Origin of the sequence: Roseobacter litoralis Och 149 (assembly GCF_000154785.2) — a bacterium.
GTDB classification, from domain to species: Bacteria; Pseudomonadota; Alphaproteobacteria; order Rhodobacterales; family Rhodobacteraceae; genus Roseobacter; species Roseobacter litoralis.
Map to the genome: position 1 here is coordinate 4099216 of NC_015730.1, position 22922 is coordinate 4122137.

Genomic DNA, 22922 nt, shown 5'->3' on the forward strand with positions numbered 1-22922 from the left:
CGCTTCGCTCTTGGAATGTCAACAACACTGACATAAGCTGGGCTGGAACAAAAAAGAATATTTGAGGCATTCAATGGCAGATGGACGCGCAGGCTCCGCCCATCACGGCGAAAACCTTCTGTTTTTGACAGATGAGCAGCTGAGGCAGGGCATCGAGGCAATGTTCTTCGCTTATCGCGGCTTTACGGCCGACCCGGATCGGATATTGTCGGACATGGCCTACGGGCGGGCGCACCATCGGGCGATCCACTTTATCAACCGCGCACCGGGCACAACCGTCAACAACCTGCTCAACATTCTTGGCGTCACGAAACAATCGCTGAACCGTGTCTTGCGCACCTTGATCGAGGATGGTCTGGTTGAAAGCAGGGTCGGCAAGAATGACAAACGCGAACGCCATCTGTTCCTGACCCCCGACGGGCGCGGCCTTGAGCAAAAATTGTCTGATGCTCAGCGGGCCCGGATGAGGATGGCATTTCGTGATGCGGGGCCAGATGCTGTGGCAGGCTTTCGCAGGGTACTGGAGGCCATGATGGATCGAGAAATGCGCTATGCTTATACCCGACTGAAGGATAGCGGACCATGAATGACTTTGATGCACATTTGCTGATTGTTGACGACGACGAACGCATTCGCACCCTGCTGCAGAAATTTCTGGTGCGGAATGGTTTTCTGGTCACTGCCGCGCGCGATGCCGCCCATGCAAGGCGCATTCTGTCGGGGCTGGATTTCGATCTGATCGTTCTGGATGTGATGATGCCGGGCGAAGACGGTCTGGCCTTTACCCGTGCCCTGCGCGAGACAAACGCGGTGCCGATCCTGTTGCTCACCGCCAAGGGTGATACGGACAACCGGATCGAAGGGCTGGAAGCGGGCGCGGATGATTACCTGCCCAAACCGTTTGAACCCAAAGAGCTTTTGCTGCGGATCAACGCCATTTTGCGACGTGTGCCTGAGGTGCAGGAAGATGTGACCGCCCCCAAGGTTCTGTCGCTCGGCCCCATCCGCTATGATCTGGAGCGGGGCGAGTTATGGCAGGGCGAAGACCTCGTCCGGCTGACGGCGACCGAGATGCACCTGATGAAAATTTTTTCGGCCAGCTGTAACGAGGCGATCAGCCGCGCGAAACTGGTCGAAGAACTGGGCCGCGACCGTGGGCAGGCACAGGAACGCGCCGTTGATGTGCAGATCACACGGCTGCGGCGCAAGATCGAAAGTGACCCGAAACAACCACGCTATCTGCAAACCGTGCGCGGGGCTGGGTATATGCTTGCACCGGATTGACGACCGACAGTGATTTCACCGCGTTGCCGGTCTGGCACCTGCCTGAATTTATGACTACTGTTGGCGCAGACACGCATGCAGGATACCGACGCCATGACAGACACACCCGTCACCGAGATGAGTTTTGAACAAGCCATGAGCGAGCTTGAAAAAGTGCTTGGCCAGTTGGAGCGGGGCGATGTGGCCTTGGATGAGAGCATCGCGCTTTATGAACGCGGTGCAGCACTGAAAAAGCGGTGCGAGGAAAAGCTGAAAGAAGCAGAGGAAAAGGTCGCGGCCATCACGCTGGATGCAGATGGCGCGCCCACCGGTACAAAGCCTGTCACGGGCCTCTGACACATGTTTTCGCAACGGCTTGAAGCTGCGGGCGCTGCTGTTCAGGCGCATTTTGACAAGGTACTGGCTGAGTTTGAACCGCTCCCGATTGTTGAGGCCATGGCGCATGCCACCAGCGGGGGCAAACGTCTGCGGGGTTTTCTGGTGTTGGAAACGGCCCGGCTGCATGACATAGCGGCAGGCGAAGCCATCTGGTCCGCCACGGCCATTGAGGCCCTGCATGCCTATAGTCTGGTCCATGATGACCTGCCCTGCATGGATGATGACGACATGCGGCGCGGTCAGCCAACCGTGCATAAGAAATGGGACGACGCCACAGCTGTGCTGGCCGGCGATGCCCTTCAGACGCTGGCCTTTGAACTGGTCACGCACCCCGGTGCCAGCCCCTCCGCAGAGGTGCGAGCCGATCTCGCCCTGAGCCTTGCGCGCGCGAGCGGGGCACAGGGGATGGTCTTGGGGCAAGCGCTTGATATTGCCGCTGAAACCGCACATACCCCCCTATCTCTGGATGAAATAACGCGGCTGCAGCAGGGCAAGACTGGTGCGTTGATTGGATGGTCGGCACAGGCGGGTGCGCGGCTGGCACAGGCGGATACGGCGGCGCTGAAACGCTATGCGCAGGCCCTTGGCCTTGCCTTTCAGATCGCCGATGACATCCTCGACGTGACAGGCGACAGCGCGCAGGTTGGCAAAGCCGTGGGCAAGGATGCCAGCGCGGGAAAGGCGACTTTCGTATCACTTTTGGGTCTGGACGCAGCGCGCACGCGCGCCATGTCGCTGATTGACGAGGCCTGCGACAGCCTGGCGACTTACGGCGCCAGAGCTGACACCCTAAAAGACACCGCGCGCTTCGTGGTGCGACGCACACATTAGGGAACGACAATGACAGACACGCCCAAAACCCCGCTTTTGGATCTGGTGCACCGCCCCGCCGACATGAAGGGCCTGTCAGACCGGCAGCTGGTGCAGTTGGCAGATGAGCTGCGCCGCGAAACCGTTTCAGCGGTTTCGGTAACGGGTGGGCATCTGGGCGCAGGCCTAGGTGTGGTGGAACTCACGGTCGCGCTTCATGCGGTGTTCGACACGCCCCGCGACAAGATAATCTGGGACGTTGGGCATCAGTGTTATCCGCATAAAATCCTGACGGGTCGGCGCGACCGCATCCGCACCCTGCGCATGAAAGGGGGCCTCAGCGGGTTCACCAAACGCAGTGAATCCCCCTATGATCCTTTCGGTGCCGCCCATAGTTCCACGTCGATTTCGGCGGCTTTGGGATTTGCCGTTGCGCGTGATCTGGGCGGTGTCGTACCGGAAGGTCTTGGGGACGCCATTGCCGTTATTGGCGACGGGTCGATGTCTGCGGGCATGGCCTATGAAGCGATGAACAACGCGGGTCATCTGAAAAAACGTATGATCGTGATCCTGAACGATAATGAGATGTCGATTGCTCCGCCCACCGGTGCGATGTCGTCTTATCTCAGCCGTCTCTATTCGGGCGAACCCTTTCAGGATTTCAAAGCGGCGGCCAAAGGGGCGGTGAGCCTGCTGCCGGAACCGTTCCGCGAAGGGGCTAAAAGGGCCAAGGATATGCTCAAGGGGATGGCCGTCGGCGGCACCCTGTTCGAAGAGCTTGGGTTTTCCTATATCGGCCCGATTGACGGGCATGATCTTGACCAGCTTTTGCCGCTTCTGCGCACCGTCAAAGCACGCGCGACCGGGCCGATCATGATCCACGCGCTGACCAAAAAGGGCAAAGGCTATGCGCCCGCCGAAACCGCCCGAGACAAGGGGCACGCCACCGCGAAATTCGACGTACTGACCGGGCAGCAAACCAAGGCCCCGTCGAATGCGCCCAGCTACACCAAAGTCTTTGCGCAAAGCCTGCTCGAAGAAGCAATGAAAGACGACAAAATCTGTGCCGTAACGGCTGCGATGCCGGATGGCACGGGGTTGAACCTCTTTGCGGAACGCTACCCCAGCCGCTGTTTTGACGTCGGTATTGCCGAACAACATGGGGTGACCTTTTCGGCGGCGCTGGCCGCGGGCGGGATGAAGCCGTTCTGCGCGATGTATTCGACATTCCTGCAAAGGGGCTACGATCAGGTTGTGCATGACGTTGCGATCCAGCGCCTGCCCGTGCGCTTTGCGATTGATCGCGCAGGGTTGGTCGGGGCGGATGGCGCGACGCATGCAGGGTCCTTTGACATCGCCTATCTGGCCAACCTGCCCGGTTTCGTTGTGATGGCCGCCGCCGATGAAGCAGAACTGAAACACATGGTTGCCACCGCTGTTGCGCATGATGATGGGCCAATCGCGTTCCGCTTTCCACGCGGCGAAGGCAATGGCGTCGATATGCCGGAAGTTGGCGAAGTGCTGGAAATCGGCAAGGGCCGGATCATCACAGAGGGAGCGCGCGTCGCGATCCTGTCCTTTGGCACCCGTCTGGCAGAGGTTCAAAAGGCAGGCGAAGCACTGGCGGCCCGCGGCATCACGCCGACGATTGCGGATGCACGGTTCGCCAAACCGCTCGACCGGGACATGATCCTTGATCTGGCCGTCAACCATGAGGCCCTGATCACCGTCGAAGAAGGGGCCATCGGCGGTTTTGGCAGCCATGTGGCGCAGTTGCTTTCGGATGAAGGAGTGTTTGATACCGGCTTCAAATTCCGCTCAATGGTGCTGCCCGATATCTTTATAGACCAGTCCAGCCCGGCGGACATGTACGCCGTTGCGGGCATGAACGCGGCGGATATCGAAACCAAAGTGCTGTCGGTTTTGGGCATTGCCCAGATCGGTGAGGCGCGGGCCTAAAGCGTCATACGGAAAACCTGGATCATGTAACACTGCCCGACATCAAGGGATTCAACGCGTTACGTGATACTTGATGTTTCAGGTATCTCGTCAGACGCTCTAAAGCAGACTGTCCGGCATCTTTTGCTCTGCCGCCGTGTTGGCGCGCCGGAATACCAGCGTGACCAATGTGGCGACAATCACGATAAACAGGGAATAGAGCACGGGCACCGCAGTGACGGCCTGTTGCTCAGCTCCCGAAAAGGTGAAAACGATAATCGCAATCGCCAAGGGTCCGTTCTGAATACCCGTTTCCAAGGCGACGGTGCGCGCATTTCTGGGGTGCAGACGCAGCGCGCGCGCAAAGATATACCCGATAGTGATCCCGAAAACACCCAATGCGATGGATGCGAAATAGGTCGCCGCGCTGGTTTCCAGCAGGAATTGCCAATTGCGCGGTATCCAGCTGACGATGAGGAACAGAATAAAGAACAGCGCCAGAGCAGAGCCGAAAAACTCCGTCACAGCCCCGACATTCGCGCTGATCTTGCGCAGCACCATGCCGATCGCCACGGGAACGAGCAGCAGGACCAAAGTGGCGATGATATTTTCGCGCGGAATCTCAAGATCAAGCGCCGTTGCGTAAACCAGCAACACAATCGGGATCATGATCACGCCTGTCACCGTCGACGTTACCGTCATCAAGACCGAGAGCGCCAGATTACCTTTGGAGAAATAGGTGAAGATGTTCGACGTTGTGCCCCCCGGCATGCACGACATGATCAATATGCCAATCGCAATAGCGGGCGGGACATTCAGCAGGGTCGCCAGCAAAAAGCCGATCAGGGGCATAAACCCATATTGCGCGATCACGCCGATGGCGAGGCCATAGGGTCGCCGCAAGGCCAGATAAAAATCGCGCGGCGTCAGCGACGCCCCCATCCCCAGCATGATCACGAAAATCATCAACGCGAGGATCGCCTGTTCAAATGCTCCGACCATGCCCGTTACTCCTGCGCCTGATGCGCGATCTCGGTCGCGCGCAGGTCTTTTCTGAGGATTTTTCCGACGTTGGATTTCGGCAGTTCATCGCGAAACTCGACCCGTCTGGGGATTTTATAGGCGGTCAGATGCGCCTTGCAATGGGTGCGGATGTCAGCCTCCGACAGGCTGGGGTCTCGTCTGACGATAAAGGCTTTGACCGCCTCCCCGGTTGCGTCATCGGGGACGCCGATCACCGCCGCCTCAACAATCGCAGGATGGGTTGCGAGGCATTCCTCGATCTCATTGGGGTAGACGTTGAATCCGGACACCACCACCATGTCTTTCTTGCGGTCCACAATAGTGAAATAGCCATCGGCATCCATGACGCCGATGTCGCCGGTCAGGAACCAGCCGTCTTTCATCACCGCCGCGGTTTCCTCGGGCTTGTTCCAATAGCCGGCCATGATCTGCGGCCCCTTCGCTGCAATCTCTCCGGATTGGCCGACGGGGACTTCGTGGCCGTCATCATCAAGGCAGGCTACCAAGGTGGACGGCACAGGCACGCCGATGGTGCCACTGCGCTTTTTACCCAAGGGCTCAAAGGTCAAGGCGGGTGATGTTTCGGTCAGGCCATACCCCTGAACCACTGGTTTTCCGGTAATCTCCTGCCAGCGTTCTTCGACCGCCGTTTGCAGCGCCATACCGCCAGCAGAGGCGAATTTCAGATGTTTGGGCGGGCTGTCCGTGAACCAGACCTCATTCGTCAAGCCGTTGAACAGGGTGTTCACACCGCTCATCCACGTGATCTTGTAATTCTCCATCGCGCGTTTCAGGCTGGCCAGCGGGCGCGGGTTCGGGATCAGGATGTTGCGCGCGCCCAGCCAGTAAAACCCGAGCAAATTTACCGTGAACGCAAAGATATGATACATCGGCAAAGCTGTCAGGGCGATCTCTTTGCCCTTCTCCACGCCGGAGATCAGCTCCATCACCTGTTCCATGTTCATGATCAGATTGGCATGGGTCAGCATCGCGCCCTTGGCCACGCCGGTCGTCCCACCGGTGTATTGCAGGCAGGCGATGTCGTCAGGCTGCACATTGCGCCGATAGGCATAAACCTCGATCTTTTCGGACTGCATATGCACCCGACCCGCCGCAATAGCATCGGGAAGACGAATATGCGGCACCTCAATGGGTTTCACCGATTTGTCCCAGTGCTTTTGCACCAGCCCGATGATCCACTTTGGCAGGGTCGGCAAAAACTCCGCGACCCGCGTAACAATGATATTCGGGATCGGATGACCGCGCGTCGCTTGCGGGATTTTGTCGGCGAACATATCCACGATGATCAGGGCGTGGGGTTCTGCGTCCACGAATTGTTTTGCCATCTCGTCCGCTGTGTACAGCGGGTTCACATTGACCAGAACACACCCCGCTTTCAGGATCCCAAAGGCCGCGATTGGAAAGCTGAGGCAATTGGGCATCTGCAACGCGACGCGATCACCCTGCTGCAACCCGGCGACCTCGCGCAGGTACACCGCAAAGGCGTCAGACATCTGGTCCACCTGCTCAAACGTCAAAGTTCCGTTCATGCCGTTGGGCATGCAGGCGGTGAAGGCCGGGGCCTTGCCATAGGTATTGGCGACGGAATGCACCAGATCGCCAATGGTTCGGTACGATGCCTCGGGCAGGTCCGGACGCACGTCCACACCATAAAATGCCGTCCATGGCCGCTCATGCGCAGTCATCGAATCCTCCTCCCCAAGAAATCCTTGAAAAGGACGTACCCGCAGGACGACCCCTTGTCGAATACGACCCTACGGCCAATCCGCAGTTTCGCAGGCTTTGCAGTAATTTCCGTGCATCTGTGCAAAGTTAAACAGGATATATGCGTATTTCGCGCTTATTTGCACAAAACAAGATGCTATCTAGGCACCAACGCAAACACATTCAGGAGACTGACATGGATAAGAAACGCATGAACGGCCTGCATCACGTCACTGCAATCAGCGGCCCCCCGCAGGCAAATGCAGACTTTTTCACCAAGGTCATGCAACAGCGTCTGGTGAAAAAGACCGTCAATTTTGACGATCCGGGCACGTATCATTTGTACTACGGCAACGAAACGGCTGATCCCGGCACGATCCTGACGTTCTTCCCCTTTGTAAATGCAGGTCCCGGGCGCGCCGGTCCCGGTATGGCGTCTGCCTATGCATACGCTGTGGGTCAGCGCGGGTTTGATACCTGGATGGAACGTCTGGCGCTTGAGGCCATCGATTTTGATGGCCCCGCGGAACGGTTTGGCAGCAGGGTTATCAAAGTTTCGGACCCGGATGGGGCCAAGGTCGAACTTGTTGAAGTAGAAGGCGATGACCGCCCCACGCTGGACGGCTTTCATTCTGTGACTTTGCAACTGGACGATATGGAGCCGACGCAGCGGTTGCTGACGGACATCATGGGCTATGACGAGGTCGCGCATGAAACCAAGAACGGCGAAGAGCGTCTGCGTTTGCAACTGCCCGGCGACGTGCGTGGCGGCGTTGTTGATCTGATGCGCTCGGATGTACCTTCCATCGGGCGTCAGGGTGCGGGCAGCATCCATCACGTGGCCTTTCGCGCGCTGGATGACGAGGATCAATTGGATTGGCGCGAACGCTTGGTGAGCGCGGGCATGGACGTCACACCCGTGATCGACCGGCAGTATTTCAACGCGATCTATTTTCGCGAACCCGGCGGTGTCCTTTTCGAAATTGCAACGGACCCACCCGGGTTTACCCGCGATGAAGACCTCGCGCATCTGGGTCAGTCCCTGCAGCTGCCCGCACAATACGAAAGCGCGCGCGACCGGATCGAGCGGACCCTGCCCCCGCTTGTGGCCTGAGGGGAGCGCGATGCTACACGCCGGGCAGAACCCTCGGGCGGCGTCCTTTGGCCTCGTGCTTTTGCACGGGCGCGGGGCCGGGGCGTCGGATATCATCGGTTTGGGCGAAGCTTTGGCTTTGCCCGACCTTGCGCTGATCGCGCCCGAAGCGCCGGGGCGGTCATGGTGGCCAACGAGCTTTCTCGCACCCTCAGATCAAATGGAACCCTATGCGCAGGCCGGTCTGTCGCAGGTCGATGCCGCCATCAGAACCCTGAGCGAAAGTGGCCTGCCCCGAAAACGGATCGGGGTGCTCGGCTTCAGTCAGGGTGCTTGTCTGGCCGCTGAATATCTGGCGCGGCGCGGCACGGGGTTGGGCTTTGGTTTTATACTGTCAGGTGGCCTGATCGGAACAGCGGATGCCGGCACAGGCCCTGATGCCGCGCTGTACGGGTTTGGCGACAAAGTCCTGAACTACGATACCAATCTGGCAGGCACGCAGATCGACATGAGCTGCCACGCAGAGGATCCGCATATTCCCCACCGGCGCTTTGCGGATAGTGCGGCGCGCTTGCAACAGGCCGGCGCGAACGTTTCGGCGCGGACCAAACCGGGTCAGGGCCATGGGATCGACGAAGCCGATATCGCCAAAGTGCGTAAACTGCTGAATGTGACACCAGCGTAAATCAGACGCCGATATACCGCGTGCTGATGTCCGGCGTGAGGTCGGTCATGGCACCGGACCAGACGGTGGTTCCGCGTTCCAGTATGGTTGCACGTTCGCAAATGCGTGACAGCTCACCAAGCGATTTGTCGATCAGGATAATCGACATGCCCGTGGACCGTTTCAGTTCCGTGAGGGCCGCCCAGATCTCTTGCCGCACAAGGGGGGCCAAGCCTTCGGTTGCCTCATCCAGAATGAGCAGCCGGGGGTTTGTCATAAGGGCGCGCGCGATCGCCACCATCTGTTGCTCGCCACCCGAAAGCGTTGCGGCTTTTTGCTCCTTGCGTTCTGCAAGCCGGGGAAACAGTTCTGCAACCGTCTCGAATGTCCAGTGACCGGGGCGTGCTGCCGCAGACAGGTTTTCCGACACCGTCAGTGACGAAAAACAGCGCCGCCCCTCAGGCACCAGACCGATACCCAGCCGCGCGGCGCGATGGCTGGGCAAGCGCGACAGATCTCGCCCATCAAACTCCAACGTGCCGCGTGTCGGCACCATCCTGCAAATCGCCTTGACGGTGGTGCTTTTGCCCATCCCGTTGCGCCCCATCAGCGCCATGACCTCGCCCGGCTGCAAGCTCAGATCGACACCGAAAAGCGCGGGGCTGACCCCGTAAGATGCCTCGACATTGCGCAGCGTCAAAAGCGTCATGCCTCACCGCCTAAGTAAGCGTCGCGTACGGCTTTGCTGGCGCGTATCTCTGCCACGGTGCCGGTCTCGATCACCTTGCCATAGACCAGAACGCTGATCCGGTCGGCCAGCGCAAAAACAGCATCCATGTCATGCTCGACCAATAAAATCGGGGCATCCGCGCGCAGACTGTCCAGAAAGCCGGTCAATTGCTTGGACCCTTCCGACCCAAGGCCCGCCATAGGTTCATCCATCACAAAGGCTTTGGGTTGCAGGCTCAGCGCGACCGCGACTTCCAATTGGCGGCGCTGCCCGTGGCTGAGTTCCGCGGTGCGTTTGGCACGGGCATCCGTCAGGCCGACACGCGCCAACGCGGCCTCGGCCCTGTCACGCAGCGCATCATCTTTCAAGGCGGGTCGCAGGAATTGCCATGGGCGACCCATCGCCCCCAATGCGCCCAGCATGACGTTTTGCAACACGCTGTCTTCCATCGCCAGTGCAGATATCTGAAACGTGCGCCCAAGCCCTGCCCGCGCGCGCAGTCGCGTCGGTTCCTGTGTCACGTCTCGGCCCAGAAATTCGATGCGCCCGCGATCAGGCGTCAGCCCACCGCAGATCTGCGCAATCAACGTGGATTTCCCTGCGCCATTGGGTCCGATCACCGCATGGATTTCACCCGCGCGCAGATCAAGCGTGACATCATCGGTTGCGGTCAACGCGCCGAAACTCTTGCTGAGGTTATGGGTGGCAAGCACAGGGTCAGTCATCCAGCCGCCCCCGCCCGCACAACAGACCGATGATCCCGCCACGGGCGAACAAGACGATGACCAGCAAAAGCGCCCCGAGATAGATGTGCCAGTAGTTGCTGAGGCCACCGAGTATGTGTTCAAGCATGACAAACAACACCGCGCCAACCACCGGACCAAAGAGCCGCGCAACACCGCCGAGGATGACAAAAATCATTATCTCACCGGACATCTGCCAGCTGAACATCGTCGGGCTGACAAAGCGGTTGAGGTCAGCAAAAAGCGCGCCCGCCAAACCCGTGATCACGCCCGAAATCACAAAGGCGACCAGCTTGAGGCGCACAGGGTCCATCCCCACGGTCTCAACCCGGGTCGGCACCTGACGCGCGGCGTTCAGCGCAAGCCCAAAGGGTGATTTGATCAGCCGCGCGTTGATAAAAAGCACGATGCACAGGATCACGAAACACAGGGCGAAAAAGTGGATCGGGACCAATGTGTTCAGCCCCGGAAAATCGTTCCTGACGTAGATGGATAGTCCATCCTCGCCGCCGTATTCCGCCCACGAAATGGCGAAATAGTAGAACATCTGCCCAAAGGCGAGGGTGATCATGATGAAATACACACCCGCCGTGCGCAGCGACAAAAGCCCGATCACGAGGGCCGCGACACCTGCGCTGATCATCGCCACCAGCCAGATCACAGGCATGGATTTTGTGCCCTCAATCAGGAACGGCCATTCCATCACGGGGGTGAATGTCTGCGCATGATGGGCAAGGATACCCATCGCATAGCCGCCCAGACCAAAGAACACCGCATGCCCGAGGCTCACCAGACCACCCCAACCCAGTGCGATGTTGAGACCAACAGCGGCCAGCGCGAAGATCACCGCGCGCGTGGCCAGCGTGATCGTGAAGGGTTCATCCACCAGCAGCGCCCAGATCGGCACGGCGCACAGGCCGATCAGCACGACACTATTGACCCCACGTTCAGAAATCACGCGCGCGCCCCATATAGCCCCGTGGGTCGCCAGATCAGCACGGCGCCCATCAAAATGTAAATCGCCATGGAGGCCAACGCCGACCCCGCCGACGTGGCAGTGGAAGCATCGGTAAAGAGCTTGAACAGCTCAGGCAGGAAAATACCGCCCAACGTGTCCGTCAGGCCCACCAGCAAAGCACCGACAAATGCCCCCTTGATAGAGCCGATACCCCCGATCACGATGACCACAAACGCGAGGATCAGCACGGGTTCGCCCATGCCGACCTGCACGGATTGGATCGCCCCGACCAGTGCGCCCGCCAGCCCGGCCAACGCCGCGCCAAGTGCAAACACCAGCGTGTAAAGACGCGAGATATCCACCCCGAGGGCCGCGATCATCTCGCGGTCATTCTCGCCCGCCCTGATCTGAACACCGATGCGCGTGCGGTTAATGAGCAAAGCAAGCCCCAACCCCACGCCAAGCCCCACGGCAATCAGAACAAGCCGATACAGCGGATATTGAATGCCACCCGGCAGGGACACAGGCCCCGATACGGCATCAGGAATATCCAAAAACAGCGGAAAAGAACCGAAGACCCACCGCGTTCCTTCTGAAAAGATCAGGATCAGCGCAAATGTGGCCAGCACCTGATCAAGGTGATCCGTGGCATAAAGCCTGCGGATGACAACCGTTTCGATCAACACGCCCGCCATCGCAGCAGCGGCCATCGCGGCGATCAGTGCAAGCAGGAACGACCCCGTCAGCCCGGCCACAGCCGCCGCCGCAAAAGCCCCGATCATATAGAGCGATCCGTGCGCAAGGTTGATCAGCCCCATGACGCCAAAGATCAGCGTCAGGCCAGCCGCCATCAAAAACAGCATCACGCCGAATTGCAGACCGTTCAGGACCTGTTCAATGATCAGAATTGTGGACATGGTTATATATACCGGTCCGGGTGCAAGGTCACACCCGGACCAAGGCGTTGCTTACATCTTGCACTCAGCCGCATAGGCATCTGCATGGTCTTCAAGGGCAACGCCGATGATCTTGTTGGTAAAGACATCGCCTTCCTTGATGACCTCGCGGGCATAGATATCCTGAATGGGGTGGTGGTTGGACCCAAAGGCAAAGTCACCGCGTGTGCTGTCGAAATTCGCCGCCTTGAGTGCTGCGCGGAAGGCATCCGCATCCGCAGGGCTGGCCGTTGCGAGCGCAGAGATCAGCAGGTTTGCCGTGTCAAACCCTTGGCTGGCATAGAGTGACGGCAAACGCCCGTATTCCGCCTGAAATGTCTCGACAAAGGCGGCATTGGTCGGGTTGTCGATGTCCTTGCTCCACTGCGATGTGTTCACCACACCAAGGGCTGCATCACCGACAGCCTGCAGGATGCCCTGATCAAAGGAAAACGCAGGACCAACCACGGGGATATCAATGCCACTGTCGGCATATTGCTTGAGGAATGAAATCCCCATGCCACCGGGCAGGAAAAAGAACACGGAATCTGCCCCGGACGCGCGGATCTGCGCAATCTCGGCGGCGTAATCGGTTTGACCCAGTTTGGTGAACAACTCCCCAGCTAATTCACCGCCAAAGGTTCGCTTGTAGCCCGTCAGCGCATCCTGACCGGCGGGATAGTTCGGCGCGAGGATAAAGCTGTTGGAATAGCCCGCAGAAGTGGCATAGGCACCAGCGGCCTCGTGCAGGTTATCGTTTTGCCACGCGACGTTGAAATAGTTCGGATGGCATCCCTTACCCGCCAGTGCGGATGGACCCGCATTGGGCGACAGGTAAAACTTGCCCTGTGCGACAGTCGCCGGAACAACAGCCATCGCGAGGTTCGACCAGATGATCCCGGTCATCACATCGACCTTTTCGGACTGGATCATTTTATCGGCCAGTTGCACGGCGATATCGGGTTTGCGCTGGTCGTCTTCGATCACGACCTCGATGTCGTCACGGCCCGACTGCTTCACCGCGAGCATGAAGCCGTCGCGCACGTCGATACCAAGCCCGGCGCCACCGCCCGAAAGGGTCGTGATCATGCCGACCTTGACGCCTTCTGCCGATACGCCGCCTGCCATTGCAGCCAATGCCGCAGACAGAATGAGTGATTTCACCTTCATCTTGATTTCCCCTGTTTTTCCCGGGTGGTTTTTGGTCGTCTGACGCATCGCATCCACCCCTGCAACTGCGTCGATTGTTCATATCCCGCAAGACTTGAGCAGAAACAACAGGGATTTGCCAGCCACCGCAGGACAGAATTGGCCAAAAACTGCGCGCACGACTGCGAACGTGAGATGAAACTGCGTGCACCGACCCCATCCTGCCATGCACACACGTTTCCCAAGAACACGTCATATCCAGATATTCAAAGGTCGCACACAGGCTTGTCTTGCGTTTCTATTCGCGTAAGGTCTGTTGAGATGGCGGCCTCTGAGAACGGGCCTTAATTGGGAACCGGGTGCAAGACCCGGACTGCCCCCGCAACTGTAAGCAGCGAAAACGGCCAGAGCGCCAAAAGCTGCAAGTCAGGATACCAACCATCATTCTGCAACTGCCGGAACATTCCGGCCATATAAATGCGTCGGGTGGACGCGAAAGGAAGTAAACATGCATATCGAACCGGGCGTCGTGGACGGCGCAAAAATGGTACTGGCCTATGGGACGGCGGCTGCTGCTGCGGGCTATTCCCTCAAACTGATCAATGATGATCTCAAGACCCATTCGGTGGTCTCCTTTGCCCTGCGCTCCGTGATTGCCGCGATCGGGGTGTTTATCTTCTTTGAGATTTTTCCGCATTTCGCGGTCGGTATCTCGGAAGTGCACATCATTCTGGGCACGACGCTGTTTCTGCTGCTTGGGTCTGGTCCGGCCGCGCTTGGCCTTGCGGGCGGTCTGGCGATCCAAGGCTTGTTTTTCGCACCTTCCGATGTGCCAATGTATTTCGTCAATGTCTCGACGCTGCTGTTCCCGCTTTTTGCGGTGGACGCGCTGGCCAAACGGGTCATTCCGCAGACAACGGCCTATGTCGATCTGCGCTACATGGATGTGCTGAAAATGTCGGCTGTCTATCAGGGTGGCGTTGTCGCCTGGGTGGCCTTCTGGGCGATCTACGGGCAAGGCGTCGGGGCCGACAACCTCTCGGCGGTGACAAGCTTTGGCGTGGCCTATCTGCTGGTCATCCTGATCGAACCCTTGGCCGATCTGGCAGCGCTTGCCGGTGCCAAGGGCCTGCGCGCAATGACCGACCGGGGCATCTTTACGCACCGTCTGCATAACGCGGCCACATAACAATGCCTTTGGACCGTGGCGCAACGGCGCGCCGCGGTCCCGTCTCTGCGCTGACCTGTTGCGCGGTTTCTATCCATGTTCAGAAATAGCCAGCAACCCAAGTGCCGCGATGGTTGGGGCATCCTTGATCTGCCCAGAGCGGATCATGTCATGTATCGCCTCAAGACTGAACGACGCGGTTTGCATATCCTGTTCTTCTTTGTCGCGATTTACGCGCCCCTCTTGCAGACCGGTTGCCAGAAACGCGTGAAAGCCCTGATTTGAAAACCCATATGCTTCGAAAAGATGCCCCAATCTGGTGAGGGAGTGTGCAAGATAACCGGTCTCCTCCTCCAACTCGGCAAGGGCGACCTTTTCCGGGTCCGTGCCCGGTCTGGTTTCCCATGACCCTTGCGGAAATTCCCAATAACGCCCGCCCACCGGATAGCGAAACTGCTGCACCAGCTGAAACCGCCCATCTGCATGCTGCGGGACAATCAGGACAAAGTCATCCTTGTCAACGACGCCGTAAATCCCGTCTGATCCATCAGGGAAAGTCACCACATCCTCATGGACTTTCATCCATCTGTTTTCGTAAACGGTGCGGCGTGACTGCCTTTTTATATCACTCATCGCAACACTCCCCTTCAGGTGCATATGCCATATCTTGAACCGGCCTTGCGGGCAGTGATTTGAAATCCGGCACACTCAGGTCTTTCCAATAGATCACACCCGCGATTTGATCCTGCCCGACGCGGCAGCCGACATGCAACGTCAAACGATAGCGTGATCGCCAATTGCAATTTCACCGCCTCATGGTAGGCAAAGTCTGATCACACCTGACCCGGAGCCATCCATGGATTTGCATGCTGACTTTTCGCAACGTGTTGTTGTTCATTCTGACAAGGTTGAGTGGCGCGCCTCTCCGATGCCCGGTGTTGACCGGCGGATGCTGGACCGGATCGGGGGTGAGGTCGCGCGCGCCACGACAATCGTGCGGTACGCGCCCAACAGCCGCTTTTCGGAACATACCCATACCGGCGGCGAAGAATTCATTGTCCTGGACGGGGTGTTTTCCGACGAGCACGGCGATTTCCCGGCGGGGTCTTATGTGCGCAACCCGCCGACATCGGCCCACTCCCCTCATTCCGACGCAGGCTGCACGATCTTTGTGAAACTATGGCAATTCCAGCCGGACGATCGCACCCATGTCGTCGTCGACATGAACAAAATGGAATTTATCCCCGATGCGACCCGCGCGGGGGTGGGCGTCATGACCCTGTTCCACGACGATCAGGAAACGGTGCGCGCAGAAAAATGGGCCGCAGGCACCGCAGTTTCGATGGACTTGCCCGATGGTGGCGAGTTTCTGGTGCTGGAGGGCAGCATGACCGAGGGCGGCGATCAGTTGCAACAGGGATCATGGCTGCGCCTACCCTGCGCAAGTACCCTGAACGCCACAGCGGGCCCGAAAGGCGTGCGCCTTTGGGCCAAACTGCGCCACATCCAACATGCAAAGCCCCCGGCCCCGTGACACCTCGGCATCGCGCCGATGTTGTGATTGTTGGCGGCGGCATCGCCGGGCTTTACCTCGCGGACCAGCTGCATCAGGCGGGTCGCGATTATCTGCTGGTTGAAAGTCGGGACAGGCTGGGCGGTCGGGTGCTGAGTGAAACGGTCAACGGCGCCGCCTATGACCTCGGTCCGGCGTGGTTCTGGGCGGGCCAGCCGCGCATTGCCGGTCTGATATCACGCTTTGAGCTGCCGGTTTTTGAACAATACGCGCAGGGTGAATTCCGCTTTGAGGATGCGCAGGGTCGCATACAGCAAGGGCGCGGCGCAGCGTCCATGCAGGGTTCATTTCGAATTGACGGCGGTATGGGCACGCTTTGCACTGCGCTCGCGGGACAGATTGATCCGTCGCGCATCCTGCTGAACACCGAAGTGCGGCAACTTTCGCGATCAGATGGCGACATCCTCATAGGCTGCGAGGCAGGCGCAGAGATCCAAGCGCGGTCCGTGGTTCTGGCGATACCGCCGCGCGTCGCCGCATTCCTCGATTTCTCCCCTACTCTGCCCACAGCGGCGACAAAAACGATGGCCGCTATTCCGACATGGATGGCAAGCCAAGCGAAAGCCGTCATTTTATACGATGCCCCGTTCTGGCGTGACATGGGGCTGTCTGGTGATGCGATGAGCCACAAGGGACCGATGGTGGAGATCCACGATGCAAGCACCGCCACGGGCAGTGGCGCAGCCCTTTTTGGTTTCATCGGTGTGCCCCCGGACCGCCGCGATCAGCAGGTGCTCAAATCAGCTATTGTTGATCAACTCATCCGCCTTTTCGGGTCACAAGCCGCATCCGCGAATGCGGTTCTGATCAAGGATTGGGCAGCTGACACCAACACCGCGACGCAGGCGGACCACGCGCCAATGACAACACATCCGCTATACGGCCTTCCCCCTGCACTTGCCGGGCTTTGGGATGGCAGGTTGATCTTTGGAGGAACCGAGGTCGCCGCCACGTTTGGCGGATACCTCGAGGGCGCATTGGAAGCTGCGGATGCCGCTTTGGTTGAAAGCATGCTACACTGACCATAACTGGCATGCACGGCCCCGCAAAAAGGATCATGGAATGCAAAAGCTCAAGACATCTGCCGCTGATCTGGTCAGCGCCGCCCGCGCGCGGATCAAGGAGATTGAAACCCCCGACCTGATCGCCATGATGGATGACCCGGATGTGGTGATCGTCGATATTCGGGATCCGCGTGAAAGAGAGCGGTCCGGCTTTATCCCCGGCAGCTATCACGCGCCGCGCGGCATGATCGAGTTCTGGGTCGATCCCGAAAGCCCCTATTTCAAGGACATCTTTGGCCAGTCCAAGACCTATGTGTTCCACTGCGCGTCGGGCTGGCGCTCCGCACTGACGGTCGCGCAGTTGCAGGACATGGGGTTTGACGCCGCCCATCTGCGGGAGGGGTTTTCCACATGGGAGAAGCAGGGCGGGCCGGTCGCCTTTGCCGATAAGAAAGATTGACCGAACGATGGATTGCCAGGCATGGTCCGGCAAAGGATCCGCCCGCATGAAGGTCCGCATAAAGGATAGACAATGACCGCTGTGAATTTAGACCAACACCCCGACGTGACGGCCTTTTTTGACGCGCAGTCCAATACCATCAGCTATCTCGTCAAGGACCCTGCAAGCACCGCCTGCGCCGTTGTCGATGCGGTCATGCAATTTGACTACGCCTCTGGCCGTCTGAGCTATGACAGCGCGGACGAGATCATCGCGGCGATCAAGGCGCAGGGGCTGACGCTTGAGTGGATCATCGAAAGCCACGTGCATGCCGATCACCTGTCGGGCGCTCCCTATTTTCAACAAAAACTCGGCGGTAAGATCGGCATCGGTGAGCACATCACCGAAGTGCAGGACACCTTTGGCAAAGTGTTCAATGAGGGCACTGAGTTTGAACGTGATGGCTCGCAATTCGACAAGCTGTTTAAAGATGGCGACCGGTATCGCGTGGGGGAGATGACGTGTTTTGCCCTCCACACGCCGGGGCATACGCCAGCCTGCATGGTGCATGTGATGGGCAATGCGGCCTTTACGGGCGATACGCTGTTCATGCCGGACGGTGGTTCGGCGCGCGCGGATTTCCCCGGCGGGGATGCGGGCCAGCTCTATGATTCCATCCAGCGCGTGCTGAGCCTGCCGGATGATTTACGCCTGTTTGTGTGTCACGACTATGGGCCCGGCGGCCGCGCGATTTCATGGGAAACGACCGTGGGGGAACAAAAAGCCGGCAACATCCATATCGGCGGCGGCACCTCGCGCGATGAATTCGTGAAAATGCGTGAAGCGCGCGATGCGCAGCTCTCCATGCCCTCGCTGATCATTCCGTCGCTGCAGGTGAATATCAGGGCGGGTGAAGTGCCGCGGGATGCAAACGGTAACATGACGCTGAAAATACCGGTCAACAAACTTTGACAGGGCACCGGACCTAGACTTTTAGACCATTTCATTTGAAGGAAAGATATGCTCATCTACGCGTCAACAGTGGCGTGGATGAAGGAAAAGACCCATGGATCTCAAAGATGAAATCGTGATCAATGCACCGAGACAGGTGGTCTATGACGCGCTTAATGACGCTGAAATCCTGAAAGAGTGCATCCCGGGCTGCGAGGAATTACACAAACATTCCGACACCGAGCTTGAGGCCAAGGTCGTGCTGAAAATCGGCCCGGTGAAGGCAAAATTCAAAGGGAATGTGACCCTTTCACCGGATGCGCCACCTGAGCACTTTTCACTCAAAGGCGAGGGCAATGGCGGGGCGGCAGGTTTTGCCAAAGGGGGGGCCGATGTCACCCTTGAAGAGCACGAAGAAGGCACGTTGCTGCGCTATGACGCACATGCAGACATTGGCGGCAAGCTCGCACAGCTTGGCAGTCGACTGGTTCAGGGGACCGCCAAGAAACTGGCAGGAAAATTCTTTGCCAACTTGGCCGAGCATGTCGGCGAAAAATCATAAACCTTTGATCCGTATGTGTTAACTTTGCGATGAAACCACATGCTGATCCCAGTAACGCAATTTAAAGGCGACAAAGCCTCGGGTTTTCTATTTCAAACGTTGGATAATGCGTGCATTATCACGAGCGTGTGACCACAAATCACGATATAAAGGAGAAGCCTTTTGCGATTTACGAAACAGCTTACCATCAAAGCACTTGCCGTCGCTGCTGTGACGCTCGCGTCAAGCGCTGCAATGGCACAAGATGAAAAGCCGAACATTCTGGTCATCTGGGGTGACGACGTAGGGCAATCGAACATCAGCGCCTATACGATGGGTCTGATGGGCTACCGCACGCCAAACATCGACCGGATCGCTGATGAAGGTATGATTTTCACCGACTATTATGGTGAGCAATCCTGTACGGCGGGGCGTTCTTCTTACATTATGGGCCAATCTGTGTTCCGGACGGGGCTGTCAAAAGTCGGTCTGCCCGGTGCAGAGCTTGGCATGCAGGAAGAAGACCCGACAATCGCGGGCCTGCTCAAGGCGCAAGGCTATGCAACAGGTCAGTTTGGCAAGAATCACCTTGGTGATCGCGACGAGCATCTGCCAACCAACCACGGTTTCGATGAGTTCTTCGGCAACCTGTACCATCTGAACGCAGAAGAAGAGCCAGAGAACATCGACTATCCGGGTGATGCAGTCATGCCCGATGGCCGCACGTTCCGCGAAACATTCGGCCCGCGCGGTGTGATCAAATCCTCTGCCGATGGCGAGATTGAAGACACCGGACCGCTGACCAAAAAGCGGATGGAAACCGTAGATGACGAAACGGTCGCAGCCGCGATTGATTTCATCAAACGCAAGGAAGCCGAAGGCACCCCTTGGTTCCTTTGGTGGTCCGGGACGCGCATGCACTTCCGCACACATGTCAGCGATGAGCGTCAGCAGGCGGCCAACGAGTTGGTTGGCAAACCCGTTGATGAATATACTGCGGGTATGATCGAACACGACATGCATATTGGCCAGTTCCTTGACGTACTGGACGAGCTTGGAATCGCAGATAAAACCATCGTGCATTATTCAACGGATAATGGCCCGCATATGAACACATGGCCGGATGCGGCGATGACACCCTTCTTTGGTGAGAAAAACACCAATTGGGAAGGGGGATGGCGTGTGCCCTCCATGGTGCGCTGGCCCGGTCTGATTGAGCCGGGATCGGTGTCGAACTCCATCATGCACCATATGGACTGGTTGCCGACCTATCTGGCAGCCGCCGGACGCCCGACGGTCAAGGAAGAGCTGCTTGACGGCATCACCGTGGCCGAAGTGGGCGGTGGTCGCGAATATCGCGTGCATCTGGATGGCTACAACTTCCTGCCGTATTTCTCGGGTGAGGTGGATACAGGACCCCGTCAGGAGATTTTCTACTTCTCCGATGATGGCGACCTGACGGCATTGCGCTTTAACGACTGGAAGTTGATCTTCCTTGAGCAGAAAGCCTACACAACTCTGCGTGCATGGGCCGAACCATGGACCGAATTGCGTCTGCCGCTGATCTTCAACCTGCGGCGCGATCCCTATGAGCGCAGCTACCGCACGTCGAACACATATTGGGACTGGTTGATCGACCGCGCCTATATGTTGGTGCCGGCGCAGGCCTATGTGGGGCAGTTCCTTGAGACGTTCCAGGAATACCCGCCACGCCAGAAAGCAGCGAGCTTCAGCCTCGAACAGGTCATGGAAAAACTGACCGCATCACCGGGTAATCCGTAAGAAACCGGATGTTTGCAGAAATCAGGTCGCGCAGGAAACTGCGCGGCCTTTCTTCACCTTGAAATCACCAATCACGAGGTAACCGCTATGCGTGGACTTCTGTTTTCAGCCGCGATTTGTCTGGCCACATCGCCTGCCCTGTCCGACCCTTTGCCGTCATGGGGATCGACCGAAAACAAATCGACTATCATCTCATTTGTGGAGTCCGTAACGGACCCCACGTCGCCGGACTATGTCACCCCTGCCGACCGGATTGCGGTATTCGACAACGACGGCACGCTCTGGGGCGAACAGCCGGTCTATTTTCAGCTTATCTATGCGCTTGATCGGCTGAAGACCAAGGCCGAAGCAGACCCGTCGATTCTAACGTCTGACATCCTGAGGGCAGCTGCCGAGGGTGATCTGGAAACCGTCGCTGCGGGCGGTGTCGAAGGTCTGTTGGAAATACTCGCGGTCAGCCATTCGGGCATGTCCGTCGACGCCTTTCAGGACGATGTCCGCGCTTGGTTGGACGAGGCGCGCCATCCGACAACCGACATGCGCTATGATGCGATGATCTACCAGCCGATGCTGGAATTGCTAAGCTACTTGCGTGACGAAGGGTTCCAGACGTGGATCGTTTCCGGAGGCGGCGTGCATTTCATCCGTGCCTTTGCCGAAAGTGCCTATAACATCCCGCCCGAACAGGTAATCGGCAGTGCGGGGCCAACGGAATATGTCGATGGTCAGGTGATGAAACTGCCCGGCATTGATTTCGTTGATGACAAAGAGGGCAAGCCCGTGGGCATCGACAGCCGCATCGGAAAACGCCCTATCATCGCGGGCGGCAATTCTGACGGCGATTTCGCGATGCTGGAATATACCACGGCAGGCGACGGGCCGCGTCTGGGGATACTCGTGCATCACACGGATGCAGAACGGGAATTCGCCTATGACCGCGAAGGGCATATCGGCGTGTTGAACCGGGGACTGGACGAAGGTCCGGACCGGGGTTGGGTCATTGTCGATATGGCCAGAGACTGGGAACAGGTCTGGCCAGAATGAGCGCGCGCAGTGATATCGACGCGCTGATTGAGCGGATGGGCGAGGCCATCATCGGTCAGCGCGATGTGATCGAGCGGTTGGTCATCGGTCTGCTGGCCAACGGCAACCTGCTGGTCGAAGGGCTGCCGGGGTTGGCAAAGACGCGCGCAATCAAGGCGCTGGCCAAGAACCTGCAGTGCGATTTCAGCCGCATTCAGTTCACGCCGGATTTGCTGCCATCTGACGTCACGGGCACCGAAGTCTACTATCAGAAAGAGGGCGGGTCAGAGTTTAAATTCGAACCGGGGCCGATCTTTGCCAACATCGTGCTGGCGGATGAGATCAACCGCGCACCTGCCAAGGTGCAGGCGGCCCTGCTTGAGGCCATGGAAGAACGACAGGTGACGGTTGCCGGCACCACTCACCCGATGGAGCCGCTGTTCATGGTGATGGCCACCCAGAACCCGGTCGAGCAAGAAGGCACCTATCCGCTGCCCGAAGCGCAGATGGACCGTTTTTTGATGCATGTGAACATCACCTATCCGCCTGTCGAGGATGAGGTTCTGGTGATCCGTCTGGTCCGCGGCGAAGAGGCGGCGGCCTCAGCAACGCCTGACGACAAAGTCAAGGCCGAGAAACCCGCGCCGATCTCGCAATCGAGCGTGTTTGAGGCGCGCCGCGAGATTGTCGCCATCCATGTCTCTGACGCGATGGAGCGGTACATGGCCGATCTGGTGAATGCCACGCGCATTCCGGAAGCCTTTGGCGATGACCTCAAACGATGGATAGAAATCGGGGCGAGCCCGCGTGCATCTCTGGCGCTGGATAAATGCGCGCGCACTCATGCGTGGCTCAAAGGTCGTGATTATGTCGATCCGCAGGACGTTCGGGCGATTGCACCTGATGTGTTTCGCCACCGCCTCGGCCTGACCTATGAGGCGCAGGGCGAAGGGGTCTCCCCCGATCAGGTCGTCGCGGAGATACTGGCGCAGGTGGCCTTGGCCTGAGGGG

At 58.4% G+C, this 22922-nt stretch carries 24 protein-coding genes and 1 riboswitch; of the genes, 16 read left to right on the forward strand and 8 right to left on the reverse strand.

The genetic code is table 11. From position 1 onward, the window contains the following. Positions 1–73: 73 nt before the first annotated feature. The 5 genes from RLO149_RS19660 (at position 74) to dxs (ending at position 4431) form a co-directional block, all read left to right on the forward strand. Positions 74–586: a MarR family winged helix-turn-helix transcriptional regulator gene (locus RLO149_RS19660; RefSeq protein ID WP_013963830.1), complete on the forward strand. Its 513-nt coding sequence runs from the start codon at positions 74–76 to the stop codon at positions 584–586. After that, positions 583–1284 carry a response regulator gene (locus RLO149_RS19665; RefSeq protein WP_013963831.1) on the forward strand — a complete coding sequence of 234 codons (702 nt, stop codon included), beginning with the start codon at positions 583–585 and terminating at the stop codon, positions 1282–1284. The genes RLO149_RS19660 and RLO149_RS19665 overlap by 4 nt, the downstream gene beginning before the upstream one ends. 93 nt (positions 1285–1377) lie before the next feature. Continuing rightward, positions 1378–1620, forward strand: coding sequence for an exodeoxyribonuclease VII small subunit (locus tag RLO149_RS19670; protein ID WP_013963832.1), 243 nt, complete (start codon positions 1378–1380; stop codon positions 1618–1620). 3 nt (positions 1621–1623) lie between these two features. Continuing rightward, a complete protein-coding gene (locus RLO149_RS19675; RefSeq protein WP_013963833.1) occupies positions 1624–2493 on the forward strand; it encodes a polyprenyl synthetase family protein in 870 nt (289 codons plus the stop codon). A 9-nt stretch (positions 2494–2502) separates the two neighbouring features. After that, positions 2503–4431, forward strand: a complete 1929-nt coding sequence (gene dxs, locus RLO149_RS19680; RefSeq protein ID WP_013963834.1) for a 1-deoxy-D-xylulose-5-phosphate synthase — start codon at positions 2503–2505, stop codon at positions 4429–4431. A 99-nt stretch (positions 4432–4530) separates the two neighbouring features. On the opposite strand, the gene RLO149_RS19685 is transcribed toward dxs, so the two are convergent. Further along, positions 4531–5412, reverse strand: a complete 882-nt coding sequence (locus tag RLO149_RS19685) for a bile acid:sodium symporter (protein WP_013963835.1) — start codon at positions 5410–5412, stop codon at positions 4531–4533. A 5-nt stretch (positions 5413–5417) separates the two neighbouring features. Beyond that, a complete protein-coding gene (locus tag RLO149_RS19690) occupies positions 5418–7139 on the reverse strand; it encodes an AMP-binding protein (protein ID WP_013963836.1) in 1722 nt (573 codons plus the stop codon). A 215-nt stretch (positions 7140–7354) separates the two neighbouring features. On the opposite strand from RLO149_RS19690, the gene RLO149_RS19695 reads away from it, so the two are divergent. Next, positions 7355–8272 carry a ring-cleaving dioxygenase gene (locus RLO149_RS19695; protein WP_013963837.1) on the forward strand — a complete coding sequence of 306 codons (918 nt, stop codon included), beginning with the start codon at positions 7355–7357 and terminating at the stop codon, positions 8270–8272. 10 nt (positions 8273–8282) lie between these two features. Continuing rightward, positions 8283–8936: an alpha/beta hydrolase gene (locus RLO149_RS19700; RefSeq protein ID WP_013963838.1), complete on the forward strand. Its 654-nt coding sequence runs from the start codon at positions 8283–8285 to the stop codon at positions 8934–8936. Position 8937: 1 nt separating this feature from the next. Here RLO149_RS19700 and RLO149_RS19705 read toward each other — a convergent pair whose 3' ends face one another. The 5 genes from RLO149_RS19705 to RLO149_RS19725 are packed head-to-tail and all read right to left on the reverse strand — an operon-like array spanning position 8938 to position 13451. Next, on the reverse strand, positions 8938–9624 hold the full coding sequence (locus RLO149_RS19705) for an ABC transporter ATP-binding protein (RefSeq protein ID WP_013963839.1): 687 nt from the start codon (positions 9622–9624) through the stop codon (positions 8938–8940). Then, the gene (locus RLO149_RS19710) at positions 9621–10370 is read right to left on the reverse strand and encodes an ABC transporter ATP-binding protein (protein WP_013963840.1); all 750 of its coding nucleotides are present in this window, start codon (positions 10368–10370) and stop codon (positions 9621–9623) included. Before RLO149_RS19710 ends, RLO149_RS19705 begins: the two co-directional genes overlap by 4 nt. Continuing rightward, complete coding sequence (locus RLO149_RS19715) at positions 10363–11346, reverse strand: branched-chain amino acid ABC transporter permease (RefSeq protein ID WP_013963841.1); 984 nt, start codon at positions 11344–11346, stop codon at positions 10363–10365. Before RLO149_RS19715 ends, RLO149_RS19710 begins: the two co-directional genes overlap by 8 nt. Continuing rightward, entirely contained in the window at positions 11343–12263 is a 921-nt protein-coding gene (locus RLO149_RS19720) for a branched-chain amino acid ABC transporter permease (RefSeq protein WP_013963842.1), read from the reverse strand. The genes RLO149_RS19715 and RLO149_RS19720 overlap by 4 nt, the downstream gene beginning before the upstream one ends. A 51-nt stretch (positions 12264–12314) precedes the next feature. Further along, positions 12315–13451, reverse strand: a complete 1137-nt coding sequence (locus RLO149_RS19725; RefSeq protein WP_013963843.1) for an ABC transporter substrate-binding protein — start codon at positions 13449–13451, stop codon at positions 12315–12317. A 284-nt stretch (positions 13452–13735) separates the two neighbouring features. Beyond that, positions 13736–13887: riboswitch (cobalamin riboswitch) on the forward strand. Positions 13888–13938: 51 nt separating this feature from the next. On the opposite strand from RLO149_RS19725, the gene RLO149_RS19730 reads away from it, so the two are divergent. Then, entirely contained in the window at positions 13939–14619 is a 681-nt protein-coding gene (locus RLO149_RS19730; RefSeq protein ID WP_013963845.1) for an energy-coupling factor ABC transporter permease, read from the forward strand. Positions 14620–14688: 69 nt separating this feature from the next. Here the strand turns inward: RLO149_RS19730 and RLO149_RS19735 are convergent, their stop codons facing one another. Continuing rightward, positions 14689–15231, reverse strand: a complete 543-nt coding sequence (locus RLO149_RS19735; protein WP_013963846.1) for an NUDIX domain-containing protein — start codon at positions 15229–15231, stop codon at positions 14689–14691. 223 nt (positions 15232–15454) lie between these two features. On the opposite strand from RLO149_RS19735, the gene RLO149_RS19740 reads away from it, so the two are divergent. The 8 genes from RLO149_RS19740 (at position 15455) to RLO149_RS19775 (ending at position 22918) form a co-directional block, all read left to right on the forward strand. Continuing rightward, positions 15455–16132 (forward strand): cupin domain-containing protein, encoded by a 678-nt coding sequence (locus RLO149_RS19740; protein ID WP_013963847.1) that lies wholly within the window; start codon positions 15455–15457, stop codon positions 16130–16132. Next, complete coding sequence (locus RLO149_RS19745) at positions 16129–17193, forward strand: flavin monoamine oxidase family protein (RefSeq protein WP_044025457.1); 1065 nt, start codon at positions 16129–16131, stop codon at positions 17191–17193. The genes RLO149_RS19740 and RLO149_RS19745 overlap by 4 nt, the downstream gene beginning before the upstream one ends. Positions 17194–17233: 40 nt before the next feature. Beyond that, positions 17234–17635, forward strand: coding sequence for a rhodanese-like domain-containing protein (locus RLO149_RS19750; protein ID WP_013963849.1), 402 nt, complete (start codon positions 17234–17236; stop codon positions 17633–17635). A 72-nt stretch (positions 17636–17707) separates the two neighbouring features. Beyond that, the gene (locus tag RLO149_RS19755) at positions 17708–18586 is read left to right on the forward strand and encodes an MBL fold metallo-hydrolase (protein ID WP_013963850.1); all 879 of its coding nucleotides are present in this window, start codon (positions 17708–17710) and stop codon (positions 18584–18586) included. A 94-nt stretch (positions 18587–18680) separates the two neighbouring features. After that, entirely contained in the window at positions 18681–19127 is a 447-nt protein-coding gene (locus RLO149_RS19760; protein WP_013963851.1) for an SRPBCC family protein, read from the forward strand. Positions 19128–19361: 234 nt separating this feature from the next. Next, a complete protein-coding gene (locus RLO149_RS19765; RefSeq protein WP_245538188.1) occupies positions 19362–20888 on the forward strand; it encodes an arylsulfatase in 1527 nt (508 codons plus the stop codon). Positions 20889–20975: 87 nt separating this feature from the next. Next, on the forward strand, positions 20976–21932 hold the full coding sequence (locus tag RLO149_RS19770; protein ID WP_013963853.1) for an HAD family hydrolase: 957 nt from the start codon (positions 20976–20978) through the stop codon (positions 21930–21932). After that, positions 21929–22918 carry an AAA family ATPase gene (locus tag RLO149_RS19775; protein ID WP_013963854.1) on the forward strand — a complete coding sequence of 330 codons (990 nt, stop codon included), beginning with the start codon at positions 21929–21931 and terminating at the stop codon, positions 22916–22918. Before RLO149_RS19770 ends, RLO149_RS19775 begins: the two co-directional genes overlap by 4 nt. Positions 22919–22922 lie beyond the last annotated feature (4 nt).